The following is a 25,534-nucleotide window of genomic DNA, read 5'->3' as shown; positions in this document are numbered from 1 at the left end:
AACGAGGTAAATGGGTTCACGTCCAGAGTGGTGGTAATTGCCGTGAACAAGCGTGGCGCTTGAGCCTGCCGATACTATCCCGCCGCCTTGGCCAACCCCTTCGATAACTGAAGCGCGCCGTTAAGCCGTGACTTGGGGTCGCCCCAGACGCGGTTGACCACCAGCTTGCTGTCGGGCCGCAGCTTGGCGACGCCATCGAGCCGGGCGACCCAGGCCAGCAAACCGTCGATGTTGGGCGGCTTGTTGTCATGGAACGTCACCAGCGCACCGCGCGGACCGACATCGATCTTCGCGATACAGGCCTTTTTCGCGTGAAGCTTGATTTCGAGCAGGGTGATCAGGTTGGCGGTCGGATCTGGGATTGGGCCGAAGCGGTCGATCAATTCGGCGGCAAACGCCTCGATGCCGTCGGATTCCTCGATGTCGTTGAGGCGACGATACAGGCCCATGCGCAAGTCGAGATCGGGGACATAATCCTCCGGGATGAGGATCGGCGCATCGACGGTGATCTGCGGCGAGAAGTCGCGCGGGCGGATAAGTGCGCCGCCGGCCCTGGCCTCCATGATCGCCTCTTCCAGCATCGACTGGTAGAGTTCATAGCCGACTTCCTTGATATGGCCCGATTGTTCGTCGCCGAGCAGATTGCCCGCGCCGCGAATGTCGAGATCATGGCTGGCGAGCTGGAACCCCGCGCCAAGGCTGTCGAGGTCGCTCAGCACCTTGAGGCGCTTCTCCGCCGCCTCGGTCAGGATACGACCGGCCTGCGTGGTGAGATAGGCATAAGCGCGCGTCTTGGCCCGGCCGACGCGGCCGCGCAGCTGATAGAGCTGGGCGAGGCCGAAACGGTCGGCGCGGTGGATGATCATGGTGTTGGCGCTGGGGATGTCGAGCCCGCTTTCGACGATGGTGGTCGAGACCAGCACTTCGAACTTCTTGTCATAAAAGGCCGACATGCGTTCCTCGACCTCGGTCGGGGACATCTGGCCGTGCGCGGTGACGTAGCGGACTTCCGGGACATGTTCGCGCAGGAACTCCTCGATATCCGGCACATCGGCGACGCGCGGGGTGACGAAGAAGCTTTGCCCGCCGCGATAATGTTCGCGCAGCAACGCCTCGCGCAGCACCACCGGATCCCAGGGCATGATATAGGTGCGCACGGCGAGGCGATCGACCGGCGGGGTCTGGATCACCGACAATTCGCGCAAGCCCGACATGGCCATTTGCAGCGTGCGTGGGATTGGCGTGGCGGTGAGAGTCAGGACATGGACATCGGTCTTCAGCGCCTTGAGCCGCTCCTTGTGGGTGACGCCGAAGCGCTGTTCCTCATCGACAATGACCAGACCAAGGCGCTTGAACTCGACCGATTTGGCGAGGATCGCATGCGTGCCGACAATGACGTCGATCGTGCCGGCGGCGAGGCCTTCCCGGGTCGCCTTGGCTTCGCTCGCCGTGACGAGGCGCGAGAGGCGGCCGACATTGAGCGGGAAGCCTTCGAAGCGCGCGGTGAAATTGTTGAAATGCTGGCGCGCGAGCAAAGTGGTCGGACAGACGATCGCGACTTGCAGCCCCGACATTGCCGCCGCGAAGGCGGCGCGCAGTGCGATCTCGGTCTTGCCGAAGCCGACATCGCCGACCACCAGCCGGTCCATCGGCGTGCCCTTGGCCAGATCGCCGAGCACATCATTGATCGCGCGGTCCTGATCCTCGGTTTCCTCGTACGGGAAGCGATCGACGAAGCTGGCATAGCCGCCGCCATCGGGTTCGATCACATCGGCGGGGGGGGGCGCGCGCTCCGCCGCGGTCGCGATCAGGTCGCCCGCGATCTCGCGGATGCGCTCCTTCATCTTCGACTTGCGGCGTTCCCTTCCCTCGCCGGCGAGCCGGTCGAGGCTCGCGCCTTCGCTGTCCGAGCCGTAACGCGACAGTACGTCGATATTTTCGACCGGCACGAACAATTTGTCGCCGCCGGCATAGCTCAGCGCGACGCAGTCATGCGGACTCTGGCCGACCGGGATCGAGGTCAGCCCCTCGTAACGGCCAATGCCGTGATCGACATGGACGACGAGGTCGCCCGGCGTGAGCATCGCCAGTTCGGCGAGGAAGGCATCGGCGGATTTCTTGCGCTTGGCGCGGCGCACCAGCCGGTCGCCGAGCATGTCCTGCTCAGTGAGCAGTGCGACGTCGGGCGTGGTGAAGCCATGGTCGAGCGGCAGGATGATGAGGGCGATCCCGCCACTGCCGACGCCGAGCGCTTGCTGCCAGGTATCGACCAGCGACAAATGCGTTGCGCCATGATCCTTGAGCAGGCCGGCAAAGCGTTCGCGCGAGCCGCTGGAATAGCTGGCGAGGATCGGTTTGCGGCCGTCCTTCTTCAGCGTGTTGAGGTGATGAACGACCGCTTCATAGATATTGACGCCGCTGTTGCGCTCGGGGCCGAAATCGCGCGGGCCATCGACCGCGAAATCGAGCACCGTCGCGCTTTCGGGCTCGTGGAACGGCGTGGTGAGGTGGGTCGGCGCCTCCTCCAGCCGTTCGGCAAAGTCCTTTGCGGTCAGATAGAGCGCGTCGGGCGGGAGCGGGCGATAGCTGCCCGGATCGCTTGACTGCGCGCGGACGCGGTTGGCGTGGTAATCGGTGATAGCCTCGAAGCGCTGCTCGGCCGCGCCGATCACGCCGGCGTCGCGGACCAATACGGCATCGTCCCCGAGATGGTCGAACAGGGTGGCCATCTTCTCTTCGAACAGCGGCAGCCAATGTTCCATGCCGGCGAGGCGGCGGCCGTCGCTGATTGCCTGATAGAGCGGGTCGCCGGTCGCGGTGGCGCCGAAGCGTTCGCGGTAGCGGCTGCGGAAACGCTTGATGCTGTCTTCGTCGAGCAGGGTTTCCGAGGCGGGAAGCAGGGTGAAGCCGTCGATGCGCCCGGTGGTGCGTTGATCGGCGGGATCGAAGGTGCGGACGCTCTCGATCTCGTCGCCGAAGAAATCGAGGCGCAGCGCCTGTTCCTCACCGCTCGGGAACAGGTCGACCAGGCCGCCGCGCACCGCGAATTCGCCCGAATCCGCGACGGTCTCGACGCGGACATAGCCGTTCGCCTGGAGCATCGCCGCGAGCTTGTCGCGGTCGATCCGTGCCTTGGGGGCGAGGGTGGTGACGAGCTGGCGGATGCGGAACGGGGTCAGGACGCGCTGGGCCGCCGCATTGGCGGTGGTGATGAGGAGCTGCGGCGCCCTGGTCGGTTGCTGCAGGCGATGAAGCGTCGCCATGCGCTCGGCCATGGTGCGCAAGGTCGGCGAGGCGCGGTCATAGGGCAGGCAATCCCATGCCGGGAAGGTCAGCACTTCGAGTTCGGGCGCGAACATCGTCGCGGTCGCGGCGATCGCGCGCATGGCCGCTTCGTCGGGAGCAATGAACACGGCGCGAGACTTTGCGGCGCGCGCGAGGTCGGCGAGCAGCCATGGCTCGAATCCGGTGGGCACGCCGGCGAGGGTAAGGGGCTTCCGGGCCGAGAGGATCGTCTTCAGGTCGGGCATGGTTTTTTCTCTAGCCCTCTCCCCGTCGAGGAGAGGAAGATTGGATCACTCGGCAATTGGCACGTAATTCAGGACTTTCATCGCCTCGATCAGCGGCCCGGCATATTTCGCCGGCACCCTGTCGGTGCCGATCGCCCAGGCCATGATGTCGACATCCTGTTCCTCGAGAAGCTCCTCGAACAGATCGATTTCGGCATCGCTCCATTCCGCTGATTTCGCGTCGAAGAACCCGCCGATCAGCAGGTCCGCCTCACGCGTGCCACGATGCGACGCGCGGAAGCCCAGGCGTTTGAGGCGAGTGTCGCGGTCCATCTTGTTCCCATGCACAATTGCCCGGCGGACGCTGGCGGCGACCGTCGGGTGAGGCTAGAGACGTCAGATAGTCATGCGGCCCGATATCCTCAATCCACTGTTTGCCGAAGTCACGGCGTTAAAGGGCATCGGCCCGGGGCTGGCCAAGCCGCTCGACAAGCTTGGGCTGACGCGTGTCGTCGATCTGCTGTTTCATTTGCCGACCGGATGGATCGATCGAATCGCGCGCGACGCGCTCGACATGGCCGATGCCGGGCGGACCATCGTCATCACCCTGACCGCGCGCGAGCATCGCAGCGGTAACGGACGGGGGCCGAGTCGAGTCCAGGCGATCGATGCGCACGGCAATAATGTCAGCCTGGTCTATTTCGGCGGCCATCCCGGCTGGGCAAAGAAATTGGCGCCGATCGGCGAGCCGCGCCGCGTGTCGGGGCGGCTCGAGCTGTACGGACAGGAATTGCAGATCGTGCATCCCGATTACGTCCTGCCGCTCGACGAGGCAGGCGATCAGCCGGAGCGCGAGGCGATCTATCCGCTGTCGGAAGGGCTGACATCGCGGCGCATGGGGCAATTGGCGGCCCAGGCGCTGGAGCGCGCGCCGGAGCTGCCCGAATGGATCGAGCCGGGGTTGCTGGCCAAGCGCGGCTGGCCAGGGTGGCGTGACGCCGTGGCGCGGGTGCATGCGGATCCGTCGGACCGGGTCGCGCGCGAGCGGCTCGCTTATGATGAGGTGTTCGCCAACCAGCTGGCGTTGACGCTGGTGCGGCAATCGTCGCGGGCGCGACGGGGCAGGGCGTTGAACGGGGACAGGCGGCTGCGTGATGCCCTGCAATTGCCTTACAGCCTGACCGGCGCGCAGACCCGTACGGTCGGCGAGATAGAGGGCGATCTGGCGCAGGCACAGCCGATGCTGCGCTTGCTGCAGGGCGATGTCGGGTCGGGCAAGACGCTGGTCGCGACGATGGCGCTGCTGCTCGCGGTCGAAGCGGGGGCGCAGGGTGCGTTGCTGGCGCCGACCGAAATCCTCGCGCGGCAGCATTATGAAACGTTGCGGCGGCTGCTGGCGGGCGTGCCGGTCGAGGTCGCCATCCTCACCGGGCGCGACAAGGGTAAGGTGCGCGAAGCGACGCTGATGGGACTGGCGTCGGGTGCGATCGACATCCTGATCGGCACGCATGCGATCTTTCAGGAGGCGGTGTCCTACAAGGATCTCGCGCTGGTGGTGGTCGATGAGCAGCACCGCTTTGGCGTCGCGCAGCGCATGATGCTGCAGGCCAAGGCGAAGGCCGCGCCGCATTTGCTGGCGATGACCGCGACGCCGATCCCGCGCACGCTGACCCTGGCCAATTATGGCGAGATGGACGTCAGCCAGATCGACGAGATGCCGCCAGGACGACAGCCGATCGAGACGCGGGTGATTTCCGAGGATCGGCTGAGCGAAATGGTCGATGCGCTGGCGCGGCATCTGTCGGACGGGGGCCAGGCCTATTGGGTGTGCCCGCTGGTCGAGGAAAGCGAGAAGACCGACCTTGCCGCGGCCGAGGCGCGCGCCGAGACATTGCGCGCGCGGTTCGGCGACCGGGTCGGGCTGGTCCATGGCCGGATGAAGGGGCCGGAAAAGGACGCGGTGATGGAGGCCTTCGCCGGGGGCCGCACTGGCGTGCTGGTCGCGACGACGGTGATCGAAGTCGGCGTCGATGTGCCCAATGCGACGCTGATCGTAATCGAGGCGGCGGACCGCTTCGGGCTGGCGCAATTGCACCAGTTGCGCGGACGGGTGGGGCGCGGCAGCGGGCGATCGATCTGCCTGATGATTCGCGGCAACGCGCTGAGCGAGACGTCGCGCGCGCGCCTTGCCCTGATGCGCGAGACCAATGACGGCTTCCGCATCGCCGAAGAGGATCTGCGGCTGCGTGGATCGGGCGAATTGCTCGGCACGAAACAATCCGGCGAAGCCGCGTTCCGCATCGCGACGCCGGACATGCTGAGCGAATTGCTGCCGATCGCGACCGACGACGCGCGGCTGCTGATCGATCGCGATGGGGGATTGAGCGCGGACCGGGGACAGGCGGCGCGGACCGCGCTGTATCTGTTCGAGCGCGAGGCCGGGGTTGCGTTGCTGCGTTCCGGCTAACGGGTTCAGCGGCCTTTGATCAGTGCCGCGAGAAGTTCGTAATAGTCGGCCAGATCGATCGGCCGGTCGAGTTCGCAGCCCATCCGACCGCCCAGGCACCAGCGGACTTCCGCCGCGACCACGCCGATCACCGGCAGAGTCACGCGCAACCGCGACCCTTCGGGAATATCGCGGTCGCAGCGCGCCATCATGCCCAGCGCCGACATGTTGACGATCAGCAATGAGAGCGGTTGCGCGTCGGGGCCAAAGGCGCGCGTGCGGTAATGCACTTCGTCGCGCACGACACCGCGATTGTCGGCAATTGCCGCGCTTCCGAAACTCATGGCCCCGCGTCCCTTATGGTCCCGTCAGCGAGGCTAGGGCATGCGGTGTAAACCGGGTCGCAACGAAGCTGTTTAACAAAGTGTTGCGATGCGGTTTTTCGAAGAATTTTATCCCGCGATCAGAAGGCCATGATGCTTCTTGCCGGCCGACACCGGCACCGGGTCGGCGCCGACCGCGATCATCAGCGCTTCATCACTGACCTTGTCCGCGCCGACGCGCGCGCCGCCGCCCTTGATCAGGCGACGCGCCTCGCCCTTGGACGCGCAGAAGCCGAGGCCGATCAGCGCGTCGACGATCGAGACTTCGCCCGTCACCATGAAGCTGGGCAGCGAGCCACCGGCGGATCCTTCCTCGAAGGTGCGGCGCGCGGTTTCCGCGGCCTCCGCGGCCGCGGCCTCGCCCCGGCACATTGCGGTCGCGGCATTGGCGAGGATCTTCTTCGCTTCGTTGATTTCAGCACCTTCGAGTGCTTCGAGGCGGGCGATCTCATCGAGCGGCAAATCGGTGAACAGGCGCAAGAAGCGGCCGACATCGCGGTCGTCGGTGTTGCGCCAGAATTGCCAGTAATCGAAATGCGGCAGTTGATCCTCGTGCAGCCAGACCGCGCCCGACATGGTCTTGCCCATCTTCCCGCCGTCTGCAGTGGTGATCAGCGGCGTCGTGATGCCGAAAACCTCCGTGCCATCCATGCGGCGCGACAGTTCGATGCCGTTGACGATATTACCCCATTGATCCGACCCGCCCATCTGCAACCGGCAACCGGCGCGGCGGGAAAGTTCCAGGAAATCATAGGCCTGGAGGATCATATAGTTGAATTCGAGGAAGCTCAGCGACTGTTCGCGGTCAAGGCGCAGCTTGACCGAATCGAAGCTGAGCATGCGGTTGACCGAGAAATGCTGGCCGACATCACGCAGGAACGGGATGTATTCGAGCTGGTCGAGCCAGTCGGCATTGTCGACCATCACCGCGTCGGTGGGGCCGTCGCCGAAGGTCAGGAAGCGTTCGAAGATGCGGCGGATCGACGCGACATTCGCATTGATGCCGTCATGGTCGAGCAGCTTGCGCGCTTCGTCCTTGAAGCTCGGATCGCCGATCTTGCCGGTACCGCCGCCCATCAGCACGATCGGCTTGTGGCCCGATTGCTGGAGCCGGCGCAGCAGCATGATCTGCACCAGGCTGCCGACATGCAGCGACGGCGCGGTCGGATCGAAGCCGATATAGCCGGGCACGACCTGCTTGTTCGCGAGCGCATCGAGCGCGGCTGCGTCGGTGGTCTGGTGGATGTAGCCGCGTGACGAAAGCAGGCGGAGCAGATCGGAGCTGTGGTCGGTCATGATGCGCGGCGCTTAGAGGATTTTCCGGCGGGCGAAAATACCGAACTCTTGCCTGTTTCGGACATTGAGAAAGAGCGTGCCGGCACACGTCCGGCACAGGAGAGCTTGCCGGATGCAGTATGATGATTGAATCGCCGCCGGCGACAGGATGGCGGGACAGGATCGAAGGGAAGGGCAGCGGCGAGATATGTTACACCGGTATGTAACATATCCTCGTCCGTAGCGTTTCGGCGATCATTCTACATAATTCATTATATTTCAGATATTTAATCAGAAATAAACGACGACCTAAAGCGGCGGCAGCTGCCCCAGCGGATCGACCGGCGTGCGTCCTTTCCGCAACTCGAAATGCACCTCGGGGCGGTCGGCAAAGCCCGAATCGCCCGACATCGCCACGGTCTGGCCCTTCTTCACCGCTTGCCCGCGCTGGACGAGCAACTGGCTGGCATGGCCATAGACCGTGGTCCAGCCATCGCCATGCTTGAGGATCACCAGCCCGCCGAGCGCGGCGATCTCATCGCCGGCATAAGCGACCACGCCGTCCGCCGCGGCGAGGATCGGGGTATCGACCGGCACCGCGATCTTGATGCCATTATTCTTCTCGCCGCTAGCGCCCGGGCCGAAACGGCCGACCAGGCGGCCATGGACTGGCCAGGCAAAGGCGCCACGCAACCGCTCCGGCTGCGCGATGGCGGCGGTCGAGGGCAAGACGCGATTCGGCGTGCTGATCGGGCGCGAGGGGCGCTGGTTGGTCGCCAGTGCAGGTTCGCCGCCGGTCAGGATGTCGTCGACGCCGAGCCGGAACGCGGCGGCGCGTTCCTCGATGCTCGTCTTGCCGCTCGACGCAGCCGGAATCAGCACACGCATGCCGGCGCGCAGGACATAGGGTTCGATCAGATCGTTCGCGGCAATGATCCGTGACCAGTCGATGCCATAGGCGCGCGCGATGGCGATGCCGGTCTCCCCGGCACGAACGAGATGATAGCGGCCGGCAGGGATTTCGAGCTGCTGGCCGGGGCGAATCACGAACGGTGGCCGCAATCCATTGGCGCGGGCGATCGCCTCCGACCCGGAGCCGGTGCGATCGGCAATACCACGCAGCGTATCGCCGGCGCGGACGGTATAGATCATCGCGCTGATCGAGCGCGCATCGGCGGAAACCGGGCGCGCCTGCCAGGCAGACGGCGCACTGGGCAATTGCTGGACGCCTTCGTCGAACCGATGCCGTTCGTAGGTGTCGCTGGGACGGGGCGGCTGTTCGTAATCAGGGTAGCGCGGACGCTCCGGCCGATCCCCGCCAGGAATGCACGCGCTCAGCAGCATCAGCGCCGTGAGCGGCGCGATGCGGTATCCGATACTTGCCCCCATGACTCGTCCCCCAAGCCAGCCCCCCGGCTGGTTTTCCCTAGGTAAACGCCGCGTTCAGCATGTCGAGCGATTCATGATGCGTCAGATCGAGATGGAGGGGTGTGACGGCGACAAAACCCTCGGCAATTGCCTCCAGATCGGTTGAATGTGCCGGAGTCTCCACCGTCGGGCCAAGCCCGAACCAATGATATTCATAGCCGCGCGGATCGCGATTGGTGACGATCTGCAACCGGCCATAATCGCGCAGACCCTGATTGACGACGCGAATGCCCTTCACGTCCGCGGCGGCCCCGACCGGGAAGTTGATATTGATGAGGGTGCGCGGTGCAAGCGGCGCGGCGATCAGCGGACGCAGTACGCGCTCGCCCCACGCTGCGGCAACTTCGAACGGCACCGTGTCGCCCATGCCTTCGCGGCTATAGACCTGGCTCAGCGCGATCGAGCGCACCCCGGCGAGCGCGCCCTCCATCGCGGCGGAGACGGTGCCCGAATAGGTCACGTCTTCGGCGAGATTGGCGCCGCGGTTGACGCCGGACAGGATCAGGTCGGGCGGATTGTCCTTCATGATCCGGGCAATCGCCATCATCACCGCGTCGGTCGGCGTGCCGGCCACCGCGAAACGCTTGTCGCCATGACGGCGAATCCGAATGGGACGACTAAGGGTCAGCGAATGACCGGCGCCCGATTGCTCCTCGGACGGTGCGACGATCCAGATATCGTCGGAGAATTTCGCCGCGATCTCTTCAAGGACCTTGAGCCCGGGAGCGTGATAGCCATCGTCATTGGTCAGCAGGATACGCATCAGGCCGCTTCCAGCCGGTTGAGGCCCTTGAGATACGGCTGCAGCACATCGGGAATCGCGACCGACCCATCCTCCTGCTGATAATTCTCGAACACCGCGACGAGCGTCCGGCCGACCGCAAGACCCGAGCCGTTGAGCGTGTGGACGAAGCGAGTCGCCTTCTCCCCCTCGGGACGGTAACGCGCATTCATGCGCCGCGCCTGGAAATCGGTGCAGGTCGAGCAGCTCGAAATCTCGCGATAGCGCGCCTGTCCTGGCAGCCATACCTCGAGATCGTAAGTGCGCGCGGCGGAGAAGCCCATGTCGCCGGTACAGAGCTTCATGCGGCGAAAGGGCAGGCCGAGCGCGTCGAGCAAACCCTCCGCACAAGCCGTCATGCGCTCATGCTCGGCCTCGGACGCCTCGGGCGTGACGATCGAAACCATTTCGACCTTCTCGAACTGATGCTGGCGGATGAAGCCGCGCGTGTCGCGCCCCGCTGAGCCCGCCTCGGAACGGAAGCATGGGGTGAGGGCAGTGAGGCGCAGCGGTAATTCGGCCTCGCTGAGGATCTTTTCGCGCACGATGTTGGTCAGTGATACCTCCGACGTCGGGATCAGCCAGCGGCCATCGGTCGTCCTGAACGAATCCTCGGCGAATTTCGGCAGCTGGCCCGTGCCGAACATCACCTCGTCGCGCACGAGCAGCGGCGGGATGACTTGTTCATAGCCATGCTCGCCGGCAAGCGTGTCGAGCATGAACTGGCCGAGCGCGCGGTGCAGCTTGGCGGCAGCGCCGCGTACCAGCGTGAACCGTGCGCCGGACATCGCGGCGCCGGTTTCGAAATCCAGGCCGAGTGCGGGGCCGATCGCATCATGCTCCTTTGGCGCAAAGCTAAAGGTCGGCGGCGTGCCGCGATCATGGACCAGCGCATTGTCTTCTTCGTCGGCACCTTGCGGTACATCGGCGAGCGGCAAATTGGGTATGGCGGCAAGCTGGCGGTGCAGCGCTTCGCCGAGTTCCTTTTCTTCCGCTTCGATCGCGGGCAGCCGCTCCTTGAGTATCGCGACTTCGGCCATCAGCGTGGTGGCGGTCGCCTCGTCCTTCGCTGCCTTGGCCGCGCCGATCGCCTTGCTGGCTTCGTTGCGGCGTGCCTGTCCGGCCTGCGCCTCAGTGATCAGCGCGCGACGGCGTTCGTCGAGCGAGACCAGTTCGGCGGCGTGCGGCGACAAGCCACGCTTCGCCAGTGCGGCATCAAAAGCTTCGGGGTTTTCGCGGATCAGGCGGATATCATGCATGGCCGCAGGCTATGGCGGCGAGGGCGGCGCCGCGCAACCCGCAGCGCCACTGAACGCGACAAGGATCCGACCGGCCATCCGATCGATCAAATCGAGGCCGCGTTGTGAGCGGCCGGACATGAAAAGGGCCCCCGCACGATATGCGGGAGCCCCTTCAAATCGGCTGCCGTGCGAGCGTCAGACAGCGACGGTGGTTTTCTTCGCGAAGCGCTTGCGGGCAACAAGGGCTGCCGCGGCTGCACCGAACAGGAGAACCATCGGCGGTGCCGGTACGGGCGATGGGGTGCCGCTGCTGCCGCTGCTGCCATGGCTGCTGCCGCAATGGCGGCACCAGCCGCCGTTCGAGCTCCAGCCACCATTGCTGCTCCAATTGCCCGAGCTGGTGGACGATGAGGTGCTCGTCGAGACGTTGCCCGACGAGGATGTCGAGGTCGACACATTGCCGCTGGACGAGGAACTGGTCGAGGACGAGGAAGAAGTCGACGAACCGCCGCTGGCCGAGGAGGTCGACGATCCGCCGGTCGAGGATGTGCTGGTACTGGAAACGCCGCCGGTGCTGGTCGAGGATCCGCCGGTTGATGTGGAGCCGCCGCTCGTTGATGTCGAGCCGCCGCTCGACGTGGATGAGATGACGATCCCGCCGCTGCCGCTTGAACTGCCGCCGCCACCGAAGAAGCCGCCGGCAAAGAAGCCGCCGCCGCCGAAGCCACCACCACCAACGACCGCTGCGCCGCCACCGCCGCCGCCACCGACCGGCATCTCACCGCTCGATCCGAGACCTGCATAAGCGATGGGAGGAAGGGGAATGGGCGCGCCCTGGCTCGTCACCGTAACGACCGCGGGCGGGCAGGATGCACGAGTCTGCGTCACGACTCGGCGAACCTTGCTCACCTTGCGCTGCACCGCGACGCGCTTGACCGCGCGCTTGGTGATCGTCTTCGTTGCGTAGACCTGTCGTGTCTTCGCACCTTCCGCGACGTGCACTGCACCGCCACCGATCAGGGCGCCACCGCAAGCGCAGGCGCACAATTTTGCCAAGGCCATCCGCACAGACATGATGTCACTCTTTCGTTACTGGTCCGGCTGCACCAGATCCGGGACCACCGCAGCTGGATTGCCGCTATTGCCCAAAGGGACCAACAAACTATTAAGTTCAAGCCTGTTAACCAATGTTTCGGCACTGAAATGACGAATTCATGACGTGGCCGCGTCATTAGTTTCCTTAACGTGCCAAGGCGGCACAGTTCATCGGTTAATACTAATCGGACGTTAATATTTAAGGTTAACGGTGAGCCGTGACTTGCGAGGGCTTCGAACATCCGTGGGGTCACGAAAGTGCAATCAGGGGGCGGCTAAGGGCGCGTCGGAACAATCGAACTATTTCAGTGAGTCGGTTGCTTGTGATGCGGGAACGGCATGGCTATAGGCCCGGTCATCATAGGGGTAGGACAGGGGCGGTCCGGAGATGCGCAAAAAGCATCGAGTGATCGACAGGAGAGTGGGATGGCGACGGTCTTGAATCGATTGGACGAATCCGAAGTACCTGGCGCCATTGCGGCAAACGACGCGGCTGACGGCTATCGCCCCAGCGCGGACGAGCCGTTTATGAACGCACGTCAGCAGGACTATTTCCGCAACAAGCTGCATCAGTGGAAGGATGCGATCCTGCGCGAGGCGGCGGGCACGCTGACTCAGTTGCAGGTCGATTCGCTGCGTGAGGCCGATCTCACCGATCGGGCGTCGAGCGAAACCGACTGGTCGATCGAACTGCGGACGCGTGATCGCCAGCGCAAGCTGATCTCCAAGATCGATGCCGCGCTGCGCCGTATCGACGAAGGCGAATATGGCTATTGCGAAGTGACCGGCGAACCGATCTCGCTCGCCCGGCTCGAAGCGCGCCCGATCGCGACGATGACGGTGGAAGCGCAAGAGCGTCACGAGCGTCATGAAAAAGTGTCACGCGAGGACTGATCGGCGCATTTCGCGTGATCTCTTAAGCGATTCGATACGAATTTCTGGTCTATCAGGTGCCGAACGGAGGTTGGATCGAGCACCCAGATGGAACAGTTGCCTTATGATCCCTTTAGCGGCCTTGCCGCTGACGACCCAGCGCGTAACCGCAATGAGGCGCGCGACAGCCTGTTTCTGATGGCTGATTTCCGTGTCTCGGGCAGCAATGAAATCCAGCATCTCCGGGTGCGCAACCTGTCGGCCGGTGGCTTGATGGCCGAACTGGCCACTGGCTTGCCGCAGGGCCTTGATGTCGAATTCGATGTTCGCGGGATTGGCTGGGTTGCAGGCAAGGTGGCATGGTCTGCCGCTGGTCGGGTCGGGGTCGCTTTCTCGCACCCGATCGATCCGTTGCTGGCGCGCAAACCGGTTGGGCAGGGCACCAAGACGCCGGTTTTCGTCAAGCCGATCCTGACGCGGCGCTAAACGCCGAACCACAATGCTCGACCGCTGTTTGCGAGGCGGGCTAATTCGGCCATTCGTTGATTTTAATTTTCCAGCATGCGTTGGCACGCGGGACAATGGGGGGATGGCCCCTAGACCCCGCGCGGGCGAGCCCGCGCGAGGTTGCACACTTATTGTGTGGTCATTTCCTCTTTGACGCGAAGTTTCTGCTTCTTGAGCGCCGCCAATGCCACGGTGTCGGGGAGCGGGCGTTGCGACTCGGCTTCGATCTTTCGATCGAGCACGGCGTGCTTGGCCTCAAGTGCCGAGAAATGCGCAGTTTGCATGGAAGAAAGCCTCCTTCTTTGCTGGGCGGGGGAATGATTGAACCACGTTGGTGGCAAATTGTCTTCATCGAATTTTTCGACAATCGACGTGTCGAGGCGATTTATGCGGCGGGCCGTGCGCAGGCCCGGCACAAGCCAGTTTAAAGCGGCATCGACGATGACGACCGTTGCCGGGTCCCGGTCCGCATCCTAAGGATGGCGCGCAGGGAATGGGGAAAAGATGGACGAAACGCAGATCGCCAAGCGCCTGGAAATCCTGCGCATCGAGCATCGCGATCTCGACTCCGCGATCGCCGCGCTGTTCGAAATGGGATCGACCGACCAGCTCCAGCTCGCACGGTTGAAAAAGCGGAAATTGCGCTTGCGCGACGAGATCGGCATGCTCGAGGACCAGATGATCCCGGATATCATTGCCTGACCAAAGGCGGGCAAGATGCGCGCCAGCCTCGCCGACTGCTCCGCTTTGGGACGCAAGCAGCGAAAAAGCTTTCTACAAGACCTATGTCGTTAACACTCCGTTTATGTCAGATTCAGAACCATGAAAGGCTTTGCACCCGAAGCGCGGATCCACCGCAGGCTGATCGACACACTCTATGTCGATGCGATGGTGCTTGCCGACGAAGCCCGAAGCTATTTCGATGAGGGCGGCCGCGAAGAGCGTGAAGCGCTCGATCCGCTGGCCCGGGTGTCTTTTTCCTGTGAATCGCTGAAGGTCACGACACGGCTGATGCACATCATCGCCTGGCTGCTGACTCAGCGGGCGGTCGATGCCGGCGAATTGCAGGCGCGCGATGCGCTTGATCCGTCACGCCGCCTCGGCCCCGCGCCGATGAGCGATGCCGCCGTGATCCTGTCCATGCCGCATCAGGCGCAGGCGCTGATCGCGTCGAGCACCGAGCTTTATCGCCGCGTCGCGCGGCTCGATGATGCCCAGGCGGACCAGGACGTGGCGGCAAGCCCGGCCCGGTCGATGTTCGACCGGCTGGCGATGGCGTTTTGATTTACGACTGATCCCGCGCCGGGCCTGAAAGCAGGGCGGGCGAGCTTCAGGCGGCCAGTCGCATCCGGGCCGCGAGATATTCCTGTGCCAGCCGATCCACCCGCACCGCGACGGATTCGATCGCCGAGACCGCGCCGATTCCCTGGCCCGCGCCCCAGATTTCCTTCCAGGCCTTGGCCTTGCTGCCATTGCCGCCGCCGAAGTTCATCGTCGACAAATCGCCTTCGGGCAGATTGTCGGGGTCCATCCCCGCCGCTTCGATCGAACTGCGCAGATAATTGCCGTGCACCCCGGTGAAGAGGTTCGAATAGACGATGTCCGAAGCCTTGGAAGCGACGATCGAGTCCTTGTAGCGCGATTCGGCATTGGCTTCGTCGGTAGCGATGAACGGCGAGCCGATATAGGCAAGATCGGCGCCCATCGCCTGTGCCGCGAGCACCGCGTCACCGGTCGCGATCGAGCCCGACAGGGCAAGCGGCCCGTCGAACCATTGGCGGATTTCCTGGATCAGCGCGAATGGCGACAAGCGGCCGGCATGACCGCCGGCGCCGGCGGCGACCGCGATCAGGCCATCCGCGCCCTTTTCGATCGCCTTGCGTGCGAAACGGTCATCGATGATGTCGTGCAGCGTGATGCCACCCCAGCCATGCACCGCGGTATTGAGATCCTCACGCGCGCCGAGCGAGGTGATAACGACAGGGACCTGCCATTTGGCGCACGTCGCGAGATCGGCTTCGAGCCGTTCATTGGAGCGATGGACGATCTGATTGACCGCATAGGGTGCGGCCGGGCGATCGGGATTGTCGCGATTCCACGCCGCGAGTTCTTCGGTGATGCGGTGGAGCCATTCGTCGAGCTGTGCCTGAGGCCTGGCATTGAGTGCCGGGAAGGCGCCGACGATTCCTGCCTTGCACTGGGCGATGACCAGGTCCGGACCGGAGATGATGAACAACGGCGAACCGATGACGGGCAGGCGCAGGCGCTGCAGGATGGAGGGCAAGCTCATAAGCCCGTTTCATAGCGCAACTGAAATTGCTGTCCAGCCATCCCAATCAGCCGTGCTTGCCAAGCCGTTTGAACATATTAAGGGCGCAACGCACGAGATAATATATCCTGAGGTTGCCATGAAGATTGCCCCTGTCGCGCGCATCGTGTCGCTCCTGCTGCTCTCCGTCTCCGCCCCGGCGCTGGCCGCCGGGCAATTGCCCAGGACCGTGGTGCCGGTCGCTTACGACATCACGGTCAAGCCGGACGCCAGGGCGATGACCTTTACGGGCAAGGAAACGATCAAGGTCGAGGTGAACGAATCGACCAGCACGATCATGCTCAACGCGGCGGATCTGGTAGTGGACGCGGCGACTTTCGATGGTGCCGCCGTGACGGTGAAGCAGGATCGGGAAGCGCAATTGCTGACCGTGACGCTGCCCCAGGCCGCGACCAGGGGTGTGCACACGCTGACCTTCTCCTGGTCGGGCAAGATCAACGAATCGCCGCTCGGGTTGTTCGCGATCGATTACAAGAACCCCGACGGCAGCGCGGCGCGGATGCTCGCGACGCAGTTCGAGGCACCCGATGCGCGGCGTTTCGCGCCGATGTGGGATGAGCCGTCATTCAAGGCGACTTTCACGCTGTCCGCCGAGGCACCGGCGGATCAGCTGACTTTCTCCAATATGCCGGCGGCGAAAATCACCAGCGTGGCGGGTGGTAAGAAGCTTTACCGCTTCGCCACGACGCCGAGAATGTCGAGCTATCTGCTGTTCCTTGGCATGGGCGACATGGAACGCCGCACGGTCATGGCCGGCAAGACCGAGATCGGCATCATCACGCGGCGCGGCGTGGTCGAGCAGGGGCAATATTCGCTCGATGCGGCCAAGCGGTTGCTGAGCTATTATAATGATTATTTCGGGCAGCCTTATCCGCTGCCCAAGCTCGACATGATCGCTGGCCCGGGTGGCAGCCAGACCTTCGGCGCGATGGAGAATTGGGGCGCGATCTTCTATTTCGAGCAGGAATTGCTGTTCGACCCCAAGCGCGCGACCGAGAGCAACCGCCAGCGGATCTACACCGTCGTCGCGCATGAGATGGCGCATCAATGGTTTGGCGATCTGGTCACCATGTCGTGGTGGGACGATCTGTGGCTGAACGAGGGCTTCGCGTCATGGATGGAGGGCAAGGCGAGCGCCGACCTCAACCCGAGCTGGGATGCGACAGCGGCGCTGGTCGGGACCGAGCGGGAAGTCGCGCTGGGGGCGGATTCGACCGCGGCGACGCACCCGATCATCCGCAAGATCGAGACGGTCGACCAGATCGGCGAAGCGTTCGACGGCATCACCTATCAAAAGGGCCAGGCGGTGATCGCAATGCTCGAGGCGACACTGGGGCCCGATGTGTTCCGTGACGGCATCCGCCGCTACATGGCGAAGCATAAATACGGCAACACCGTCACTGACCAGCTGTGGGAATCAATGGCCGAGGCGGCGGGCAAGCCGGTCGCCGATATCATGCATGATTTCACGCTTCAGGCCGGCGTGCCCCTGGTCACGCTGACCGGGGCGACCTGCGCCAATGGCACGACCAGCGCGACGCTGACACAAGGCCGGTTCGGGCTCGATACGCCGTCGAAGCAGCCGCAGACCTGGCGCGTGCCGCTGCGGATCGGCGTGGTCGGGCAGGAGGCGACCAGCGCGATCGTGCAAGGTGCCGCACCCGCTGCCGTCAGCGTCAAGGGCTGCGGTACACTGGTGCTCAATCAGGGCAAGGGCAGCTATCTGCGCGCGCGATATGACGCAGCCGGCCATGCCGCGATCGTGCGCGATTTCCGCACCCTGGCGCTGGCCGACCGGATCGGCACGCTGGGCGACGATTATGCGCTGGCGATGAGCGGCGACCAGGATCTGGCGCGCTATCTCGAGCTGGTCGGGAAGGTGCCGGTCGACGCCGATCCGCTCGAATGGACCATGTTGTCGGGCCAGCTCGGGCGGCTCGCCGAGCGTTTCCAGGGAATGCCGCTGGAGGAGAAGCTCAATGCGCGCATGGTGACGATCATCTCGCCGGTGATGCAGCGCGTCGGTTATGAGGCGAAGGCTGGTGAATCGCCACTGGTGACCAATTTGCGCGAGACGCTGATCAGCGGCCTTGGCGGAATCGGCGATGCCGGTATCGCGGCGACGGCCCGGCGCTATGTCGCGGCGCTCGCCGGTGACGCGAATGCGATCCCGCCGGCGATCCGCACGCCGATCCTGCGCACTTATGCGGCCAATGCGACCCTAGCTGAATGGGAGGCGTTGCTGGCGATCACACGGGCGGAAAAGAACCCGGTGACGCGCAACGCCTATGTCCGGCTGCTCGGCGGTGCGCGTGACGCGGCGCTGGCGCAGCGCGCGCTCGACCTGATCAAGACCGATGAGTTGAGCGCACCGCAAAAGGCCAGCCTGCTCCGCGCGGTGGCGAGCAAGCATCCGGAACTGGCGTTCGATTTCGCGCTCGCCAATCTGGCGCAGGTCGATGCCTTTACCGAGGCAAGCAACCGATCGACCTACATCGCCGGACTGGGCGGCGGATCGAACGATCCGGCGATGCCGGCAAGGATTACCGCCTATGCCGAGAAGAACTTGCCCGCAGCCGCGCGCGGCGGTGCTGCGCGTGTGGTTGCGGGCATGGCGGCGCGGCGCGAGGTGACGGAGCGGTTGCGACCCGCGGCCGAGGCCTGGGTCGCTGCGACGAAATAGGCGCTATCAGCTCCTACATCCTGTTATCGTGAGGGAAAATCGAACAGGGAGCCGGTGGCCGGCTCCCTGTTCTTCGATGGCGACCCGTTGTCAGGCCAGATTACCAGCCAAAGGTTACGCCGACCCGGCCGCCGCTTGATCCCTTGACCGTCGAGCCGGCGAAGCCGCCGCTGACCCAGATATTGTCGGTCACGCGTGCAACCGCGGCGCCCGAAAAGCCCTGTTGTCCGCGATAGGTCGACAGGTTGAACGACACCGCGATCGTGCTGTCGGGCGGCAGCACCGTCCCGCCCAGTGCCATCGCGGCGGCGATGCCGCCATCGGCGCGACGCAGCCCGCGCTGCAACCCCTTGTCGAGCGCGCCGACCCGGAGTTCGAGCTGGCTCGTGCGCCCTTCGAGAGCGGTGGCCCGGCCCTCCAGCGCCGTGGCGCGTCCGTCCAGTCCGGCCAGCGTGTCGATGTTGAGCGCTGAGGTCGCGAGATTGCCCAGCCCGTCGGTGGTGACGAGGCTGAGCGCACCCGATTGGGCCGCGCGGCTGGCCGACGAGGCGATCCCCGACAGCGTGTGCGTGGATGCGGCGCTGCCGAGCACGACCTGGTTGGCGCGGGTCGCGGTAGCACCGGTGCCGATCGCGACCGAGCCGATCTGGCCCGCATTAGCGCCATTGCCGAGTGCGATCGCGCCATCGCCCATCGCGACGCTGGCATTGCCCAGCGCGACCGCGCCCGTACCGATTGCACTGTTGTTTGCGCCCAGCGCAACCGCGCCGGTGCCGGTCGCGGTGTTGGGATCACCGATCGCCACCGCGCCATTGCCCGAGGCGACATTGCCTGCGCCGATCGACACCGCCTGGCCGTTCACCGCCCGGGCGCCGGCACCTACCGCGACCGACTGGTTGCCGCTGGCGACTGCCGCCGGACCAACGGCAATCGCATCGGTGCCGGTTGCCTGTGGCGCGGCGCCTGTGCTGTTGGCGCGGAAATAGGTCCCGTTAGCGGCAGCGGCGTTGGCGGTTGCCTGCGCCGCTGCCGCTTCGGTGCGGGCAAGATCGGCGGTGCTTTGCGCACCCGCCGCTTCGACGCGAGCGGTGTTCGCCGTCGTCTGGGCAGTGGCCGCATTGGTCAGCGCGGTATTGGCGGTGCCTTGAGCGGCCGCCGCTTCGGCGCGAGCGGTATCGGCTGTCGTTTGCGCCGTGGTGATTGCCGCCGCATTGGCCGCATTGCCCGCCAGGGCCTGATTGGCGGTGTTCTGCGCCGCGCTCGCTTGTGCCGCGACGGTGTCGAACTGACCCTTGTTCACCGCATCGGTCGGCGCAGTGCCATCGGCGACGTTGACGACGCGACGTTCGGCGCCAGCCTGACCAACCGAGACGGTATTGGCCTGATCGGCGATCGAGTTCGCCCCGAGTGCGACCGAGTTGGCGGCGGTCGCGCTGGCGCCGGCGCCAAAGGCCAGCGCATCGTTCTGAAGCGCGCTGCTGTCCCGCCCGATCGCGATCGAGTTGAGTGCGATCGCCCGCGCCGCCGAACCGACCGCGAAGCTATAATCGCCATCGGCAAGGGCGCCGTTGGTCAGCGCGGTGCCGCCACCGCCCAGTGCGACCGCGGCGATGCCGAAGGCGCGCGAGTTCGCGCCGATCGCTGCCGTACCGATCCCCTGCGACCGGGCATTATAGCCGAACGAACTCGACAGGTCGGTGTCGGCCGATGACGATGCGCCGATCGCGGTCGAGCGCGAATTATTGGCATAAGCGAACTGACCGACGGCGGTCGTGCTGGCAAAGGCGCCGGCCGCGCCTTCGCCGATCGCGACGGCGCCGCGGCCGCCAGCGGTGACGTTGGTGCCGATGGCGATCGTGGCGTCGTTGATCGCGTTGCTGTTGCGGCCCAGGGCAATCGAACTGACGCCGGATGCTTTCGCATCGGCGCCGATCGCGACGGCATCGGCGGCATCAGCGGCGACCTTGGCGAGAGCGCCCAATGCGAGCGCACGATTGGCGTTCAGCCCGACATTCGCGCCGGAACCGAGCGCAATGGCATCCTCGGCATCCGCGGTGGTGAAGGTGCTGCCGGTATTGGAAGCGCCGATCGCGATCGACCGCGTTGCGGTGGCGGTGGCGCGGTGGCCGACGGCAACCGATGAACTGCCGGTGGCCTGAGCGATATAGCCGATACCGGTTGCGTAGATCACCGCGTCGGCGCTGTTGCCGACGGCGGTTGCGAACGTCGTCGCACGCGAATCATTGCCGACCGCGACGGTGCCGCTGTTGACCGCCTCCGCACGCACGCCGATCGCCAGCGTGTCGAAACCACTGGATTTGGCATCCATGCCGATCACGGTGGATTCACCGAATGGCGCACGGGCGCGGGCGCCGATCGCGATCTGACCGAATGAGGCATTGCCGGCGATCGAGTCATCGCCCGCAAGCGCAGCATGGCCGATGGCGATCGTATCGACCAGGCCAGCGTGCGCCTTGTCGCCGGCTGCCCATGCGCTGTCGCCCCTCGCTTCCGCGCCGACACCCACCGCAGTGGCGCGGACGGCGGTTGCCTTGCTGCTCGCGCCGATGGCGGTTGCCGAAGCTTGCGCCGCCAGGGCATTGCTGCCGAGCGCGGTTGCGGCGACATCCTGCGCCACGGCGCCACCGCCGATGGCAACGGACCGGTCCAGCACCGCCTGGGCATTGAAGCCGATCGCGACCGCTTGCAGGCCGCTGGCGTTGGAAAAGGAGCCGCCGGCAAATGCATTGGCAGCCGTGGCGTTCGCATAGGCACCGATCGCCGTGGCGTTGGCGCGGTTGGCGATCGTCGTGCGTCCCACGGCGGTTGTACCGTCATCGCTGGCCTCCGCACCTGTCCCCACCGCGGTCGATCCGATACCCGAGGCATTGGCACCCGGGCCGCAACTGGTGCTGACGGACCCTGCGGTCACGGTTCCGGCCGGAACGCCGGTGGTATCTTCGCAATTCACGTCTTGCGCATAGGCAGCGCCCGGCAAGGCCAGGGCGGCGAGCAGCGCGAAGGGCGCCGCGGTGGCGAGCAGTTTGATGGACGTACGCATGTGTCAAATCCTCGTTTTGCCGGAGCGAGTTCGTCGCCGGCGTGATTGATTGTCTGCGACCCATGGGCGCTGCCTGGTTTCCTGCGGCGTCCCCCCGCGCGACCGGGGCCTGAAGGCTCTGATCGCGTTTGCCCGCCTTCGCTGCGCTCGCATGAAGCGGCGCATCGAAGTGCTGACGGGTGGCTAGACGGGGAAAATCGGGCAGACCGGACATGGCCTTCGAAAAAATCGATCGAGGATGCGCGGTGAGGCGAGGATTACGGGTTGGCGTGACTTGACCTGGCGCAGGTCGAACCGTCATCACGGGGACGTTACCGGGTGAGACCATCGCCCGGATCGGCGGTAACGGTTAGGGTTCCGACGTGATCGAGCGCCATTCGGCGCGATTTCGCAGGGCAGGCATGAAGCGGATCAATGACGTGACATTGTCGAACCGATGACAAGGGGGCGATCCGATGACAAAGGGCCGATGACAAGGAAAAGGAACGCGCGCGCCAATTCGACCGATGTGGCGCGTCTGGCCGGCGTGTCGATCGCCGCGGTCAGCCGAGCCTTCGCGCCGGGCAGCAGCATATCCCCGGAACTGGCCGAACGAGTCCATAAAGCCGCGCGTCAGCTCCATTATGTACCCAATTCGCTGGCACGCAGCCTGATCACGCGACAGTCCAACATCGTCGCTCTGATGCTGCCGAACATGAGTAACCCGATTTACTCCTCAATCCTGGCCGAGGCGAGCCGGGGGCTGGAAGGAATTGGCAAGCAGATCCTGCTGTTTACGCCTCCTGGCGTTGAGGATTTCGACAAGTCGCTGCAGCAGATGCTCGAATATCAGGTCGATGCTATCGTTATCGCGGCGGCATCCATTTCGAGCCGGATGGCGACCCTATGCCTGGATCGCGACGTTCCGGTCGTGACAATGGGCCGGTATCTGCCCGGCCTCCCGGTCCATAGCGTTCGTCCAGACGACCGTGAGGGAGGCGCGCTTGCCGCGGACCTGCTGCTCAGGGGAGGGGGCAGGCGCTTTGCCATAATTACCGGGCCATCCAGCCTGACAACGATGATCGAGCGGCGCGAGGCGATATTCGGGCGGCTGGCCGGCGCGATCGATGGCGCACAAGTGAAAGTTCATGACGGCCACCTGACCTATGCCGGAGGATATCAGGCCGCGCTCGAGATCATGGCTGGGCCCGATCGCCCGGATTCGTTGATTTGCCTGACCGATATCATGGCGATCGGTGCGATGGACGCGATCCGGCATGAGCTGAAGCTACGGATACCTGAGGACGTGGCGGTTATCGGTTTCGACGATATCGCGGAGGCCGGCCATGCGAGCTATCGACTTTCCACGATCCGAACGCCCGTGCGCGAGATGATCGATCATATGATCGAGCTCATCTCTCCGACGCGTGCCCGCAGCGAGCCTGTGGCAATCAAGATTCCGGCCCGGATGATCGTCCGCGACTCGACCCGGGCGATCGACAACATTCCGGCCGTGTGAAACTGATAAGCTTTTCAACGTCGACAGAGAAGTTAGTCATTTCAGCTACTTGAGTCGCTGATTTAGGCGGGATTGTACTCTTTTTCGTTCCATGATAATTCTTTTGTAAATATTTACAAAAGATGAGGAGGGGGATGATGTCCAAGAGAGTTTCGCGGCTGCTTGCCTGCAGTATTTCGGCAGGCGCTTTCATATCTGCCGGAGCGTCGGCACAGGAGCAGGCAATGCCTCCGGCCAATGCCGCCCGGACGGTTGCCGAGGATCGGTCCGCAGGTGATGACATCATCGTGACCGCCAGCCGTCGCCGCGAAAAGCTTCAGGACGTTCCGGGTCAGGTCGGGACGGTGAGCGGTGAGGATCTCGGAAAGCTGAAGGCGAAGACGCTGGCGGATTTCGCCGCGTTCACCCCCGGGGTCAGTTTCCAGACCAGCACGCCCAGCACGAGTCGTGTCGCCATCCGTGGCATCACGACGGGGGGTACCCAGCTCAACAGCGCAATCGGGCTCTATCTCGACGATGTCCCGGTGGGGTCGAGCACGCCCTTTGGCCTTGGCGCCCAGGCCCTGAACATTGGTCTTTTCGATTTGCAGCGGATCGAGGTGCTGAACGGGCCGCAAGGGACGCTTTATGGTGCGAACGCGCTTGGCGGCACACTCAAATATATGACCAACGTGCCCGACCTTGCCGAAACGACCGGGCGGATCGAGGGCGAAGGAGGTTATACCGCGCATGGTGCCGGTAACGGTGCCTTGCGTGCGATGATCAACGTGCCACTCGCCGATGATCGTGTCGCGCTGCGCGCCGTCGGGGTCGCGCAATGGGATTCGGGCTTTGCCGATGATCCCAGCCATGGCCGGGACAACCTCGGCAATGCGCGCACGCTTGGCGGACGCGTGACGTTGCTGGCCAAGCCGACACCCGATTTGACCATTCGCCTGAACGCTTTTGGGCAGCGTATCACGAGCAACGGCCTGGCAGTGTCGATGCGCGATCCCGTCACGCATCACCCCACTCAAGGCCCTTATGATCAATCCTATCAGCTCGAGCAGCCGTCGCGCTCTTCGCTCGGACTATTCTCGGGCGTCGTCGATTGGGACTGGCATTGGGCGAAGCTGACATCGGTCACGGCATATCAATATAATAGCGGACGCACCGAAGGTGACTTCAGCGTACCGTATAGCGCAATTCTCGGCGCGGTACTCGGGCCGGCAGCGGTCAAACCCTATCTTGTGACCACTGCCGCCCAGACCAGGCGCTTCACCCAGGAGCTTCGCCTGGCATCGCCCGACAATCGCTCGTTCGAATGGGTGGTCGGCGCCTTCTACTCGCGCGAGAAGACCGGGCAGCAAGTGAATCTGATCAATGCCGCCGATCCGTCGGGGCGCCTGCTGGGCATTCCGCTGGGCAGCTTCGACCTGCCGAGCACATCGCGCGAATTCGCGCTGTTCGGCGACGCGACGCTGTATGTCACCTCAAAGCTCGATGCGACCTTTGGGGTACGCTATAGCTGGAACCATCAGGTCTTCAGCCAATATGGTTCGGGGCTGGTGCCGAATTCCGCCAATCCCTTCGGCACTGTTTTCAACAGTTCCGGGTCGGATGAGGGCGTCGCCACTTACCTGTTCAACCTTCGCTATCACGTCTCACCCGCAACGATGATCTATGGGCGTATCGCCAGCGGCTATCGCCCCGGCGGCCCTAACCTCATCACCGGAGGTGGTACCGGGAACGCAACCTTCGATGCGGATCGGCTGTGGAACTATGAAATCGGCATGAAGACGAGCTTCGCCGGCGGCCGGGGCTTTCTCAACACCAGCCTTTATCACATCGACTGGTCGTCGATTCAGCTTTCGGTCAACCGCAAAGGGGTCAACCAACTGGTCAATGGCGGCGATGCCCGCGTCAATGGCGCGGAAATGTCGCTATCCTATCGCCTGATCCCTGAATTCAAGCTGATCGCTTCGGGATCCTATACCGACGCCAAGTTGACCACGGTCGCGCCGTTGCTGGGCATCGCTTATGTTGGCGCGAGATTGCCGCTTTCGCCACGCTTCAGCCTGGCCATGGCGGGCGACTACAGCTTCGACCTGGGGAGTGGCGTCACCGGCGATCTCAACCTCGCCTTTCGTCATATCGGCCAGCGAAATGCCGGCTATCCGGGCAGCAGTTCGGCGCCGCTCTACAAGCTCGCCAGCTATAATGTTGTCGATCTCAGCCTCAATCTGCAAATGGGCAAGGGCTGGGAAGTCGGGCCTTATGTGAAGAATCTGTTCGATGTGCGCGGGGAGGTCTCGGCATCGACCACCGCCAACGTCTATGTTCCGGCCGCACCCGTGCCGGTTACCTTGTCACTGCCGCGGACCATCGGCCTGACCCTTGGCCGAAGCTTCTGAACGATATGCCTGGATCGAACCTCACCCTCGCC

Annotated in this window: 20 protein-coding genes; 10 read left to right on the top strand and 10 right to left on the bottom strand. The window is 64.3% G+C overall.

What is annotated here, in order from left to right; translation table 11 throughout:
• Positions 1–74 precede the first annotated feature (74 nt).
• A complete protein-coding gene (gene mfd, locus OO12_RS09565; RefSeq protein ID WP_034158420.1) occupies positions 75–3,530 on the bottom strand; it encodes a transcription-repair coupling factor in 3,456 nt (1,151 codons plus the stop codon).
• 45 nt (positions 3,531–3,575) lie between these two features.
• Positions 3,576–3,842: an FAD assembly factor SdhE gene (locus tag OO12_RS09560; RefSeq protein WP_034158419.1), complete on the bottom strand. Its 267-nt coding sequence runs from the start codon at positions 3,840–3,842 to the stop codon at positions 3,576–3,578.
• A 73-nt stretch (positions 3,843–3,915) separates the two neighbouring features.
• On the opposite strand from OO12_RS09560, the gene recG reads away from it, so the two are divergent.
• Positions 3,916–5,976 carry an ATP-dependent DNA helicase RecG gene (recG, locus tag OO12_RS09555; RefSeq protein WP_034158418.1) on the top strand — a complete coding sequence of 687 codons (2,061 nt, stop codon included), beginning with the start codon at positions 3,916–3,918 and terminating at the stop codon, positions 5,974–5,976.
• A 5-nt stretch (positions 5,977–5,981) separates the two neighbouring features.
• Here recG and OO12_RS09550 read toward each other — a convergent pair whose 3' ends face one another.
• From OO12_RS09550 to serS, 5 genes are all read right to left on the bottom strand, one after another.
• Positions 5,982–6,299 (bottom strand): pilus assembly protein PilZ, encoded by a 318-nt coding sequence (locus OO12_RS09550; protein ID WP_034158417.1) that lies wholly within the window; start codon positions 6,297–6,299, stop codon positions 5,982–5,984.
• A 108-nt stretch (positions 6,300–6,407) separates the two neighbouring features.
• Complete coding sequence (tyrS, locus tag OO12_RS09545) at positions 6,408–7,634, bottom strand: tyrosine--tRNA ligase (protein ID WP_034158416.1); 1,227 nt, start codon at positions 7,632–7,634, stop codon at positions 6,408–6,410.
• 288 nt (positions 7,635–7,922) lie between these two features.
• Positions 7,923–9,002 carry a M23 family metallopeptidase gene (locus tag OO12_RS09540; protein WP_034158415.1) on the bottom strand — a complete coding sequence of 360 codons (1,080 nt, stop codon included), beginning with the start codon at positions 9,000–9,002 and terminating at the stop codon, positions 7,923–7,925.
• Between the two features lie 37 nt (positions 9,003–9,039).
• Entirely contained in the window at positions 9,040–9,804 is a 765-nt protein-coding gene (gene surE, locus OO12_RS09535) for a 5'/3'-nucleotidase SurE (RefSeq protein WP_034158414.1), read from the bottom strand.
• Entirely contained in the window at positions 9,804–11,081 is a 1,278-nt protein-coding gene (gene serS / locus OO12_RS09530) for a serine--tRNA ligase (RefSeq protein WP_034158413.1), read from the bottom strand. Before serS ends, surE begins: the two co-directional genes overlap by 1 nt.
• Positions 11,082–11,364: 283 nt before the next feature.
• Here serS and OO12_RS09525 point away from each other — a divergent pair, with 283 nt between their 5' ends.
• The 4 genes from OO12_RS09525 to OO12_RS09515 all read left to right on the top strand — a co-directional run bounded on the left by OO12_RS09525 (position 11,365) and on the right by OO12_RS09515 (position 13,517).
• Positions 11,365–11,868, top strand: a complete 504-nt coding sequence (locus OO12_RS09525) for a hypothetical protein (RefSeq protein ID WP_235364728.1) — start codon at positions 11,365–11,367, stop codon at positions 11,866–11,868.
• A gap of 18 nt (positions 11,869–11,886) precedes the next feature.
• Positions 11,887–12,030: a hypothetical protein gene (locus OO12_RS29100; protein WP_235364727.1), complete on the top strand. Its 144-nt coding sequence runs from the start codon at positions 11,887–11,889 to the stop codon at positions 12,028–12,030.
• A 554-nt stretch (positions 12,031–12,584) separates the two neighbouring features.
• A complete protein-coding gene (gene dksA / locus OO12_RS09520) occupies positions 12,585–13,052 on the top strand; it encodes an RNA polymerase-binding protein DksA (RefSeq protein WP_034158412.1) in 468 nt (155 codons plus the stop codon).
• A gap of 87 nt (positions 13,053–13,139) precedes the next feature.
• Positions 13,140–13,517: a PilZ domain-containing protein gene (locus OO12_RS09515; RefSeq protein WP_034158411.1), complete on the top strand. Its 378-nt coding sequence runs from the start codon at positions 13,140–13,142 to the stop codon at positions 13,515–13,517.
• A gap of 149 nt (positions 13,518–13,666) precedes the next feature.
• On the opposite strand, the gene OO12_RS27440 is transcribed toward OO12_RS09515, so the two are convergent.
• Positions 13,667–13,822, bottom strand: coding sequence for a YdcH family protein (locus OO12_RS27440; RefSeq protein ID WP_082006440.1), 156 nt, complete (start codon positions 13,820–13,822; stop codon positions 13,667–13,669).
• 220 nt (positions 13,823–14,042) lie between these two features.
• On the opposite strand from OO12_RS27440, the gene OO12_RS09510 reads away from it, so the two are divergent.
• Positions 14,043–14,240, top strand: a complete 198-nt coding sequence (locus OO12_RS09510; RefSeq protein WP_034158410.1) for a YdcH family protein — start codon at positions 14,043–14,045, stop codon at positions 14,238–14,240.
• A 120-nt stretch (positions 14,241–14,360) separates the two neighbouring features.
• Positions 14,361–14,822, top strand: a complete 462-nt coding sequence (locus OO12_RS09505) for a DUF1465 family protein (protein WP_034158409.1) — start codon at positions 14,361–14,363, stop codon at positions 14,820–14,822.
• Between the two features lie 46 nt (positions 14,823–14,868).
• Here the strand turns inward: OO12_RS09505 and OO12_RS09500 are convergent, their stop codons facing one another.
• Complete coding sequence (locus OO12_RS09500) at positions 14,869–15,828, bottom strand: NAD(P)H-dependent flavin oxidoreductase (protein ID WP_034158408.1); 960 nt, start codon at positions 15,826–15,828, stop codon at positions 14,869–14,871.
• A gap of 118 nt (positions 15,829–15,946) precedes the next feature.
• Here OO12_RS09500 and OO12_RS09495 point away from each other — a divergent pair, with 118 nt between their 5' ends.
• Positions 15,947–18,550 (top strand): M1 family metallopeptidase, encoded by a 2,604-nt coding sequence (locus OO12_RS09495; RefSeq protein WP_034158407.1) that lies wholly within the window; start codon positions 15,947–15,949, stop codon positions 18,548–18,550.
• Positions 18,551–18,650: 100 nt separating this feature from the next.
• Here the strand turns inward: OO12_RS09495 and OO12_RS26820 are convergent, their stop codons facing one another.
• Positions 18,651–21,611, bottom strand: a complete 2,961-nt coding sequence (locus OO12_RS26820; protein WP_052215703.1) for a YadA-like family protein — start codon at positions 21,609–21,611, stop codon at positions 18,651–18,653.
• Positions 21,612–22,080: 469 nt separating this feature from the next.
• Between OO12_RS26820 and OO12_RS09485 the strand changes: the two genes are divergently transcribed.
• Positions 22,081–23,109, top strand: a complete 1,029-nt coding sequence (locus tag OO12_RS09485) for a LacI family DNA-binding transcriptional regulator (RefSeq protein WP_034158406.1) — start codon at positions 22,081–22,083, stop codon at positions 23,107–23,109.
• Positions 23,110–23,333: 224 nt separating this feature from the next.
• The gene (locus OO12_RS09480; RefSeq protein WP_034158405.1) at positions 23,334–25,502 is read left to right on the top strand and encodes a TonB-dependent receptor; all 2,169 of its coding nucleotides are present in this window, start codon (positions 23,334–23,336) and stop codon (positions 25,500–25,502) included.
• The last annotated feature ends 32 nt before the right edge of the window (positions 25,503–25,534 follow it).

The sequence above is a fragment of the Sphingomonas sp. ERG5 genome (assembly GCF_000803065.1).
GTDB lineage: Bacteria > Pseudomonadota > Alphaproteobacteria > Sphingomonadales > Sphingomonadaceae > Sphingomonas.
The sequence above is the reverse complement of the archived record's forward strand: the minus strand, read 5'-3'. Positions and strand labels throughout refer to the sequence as shown.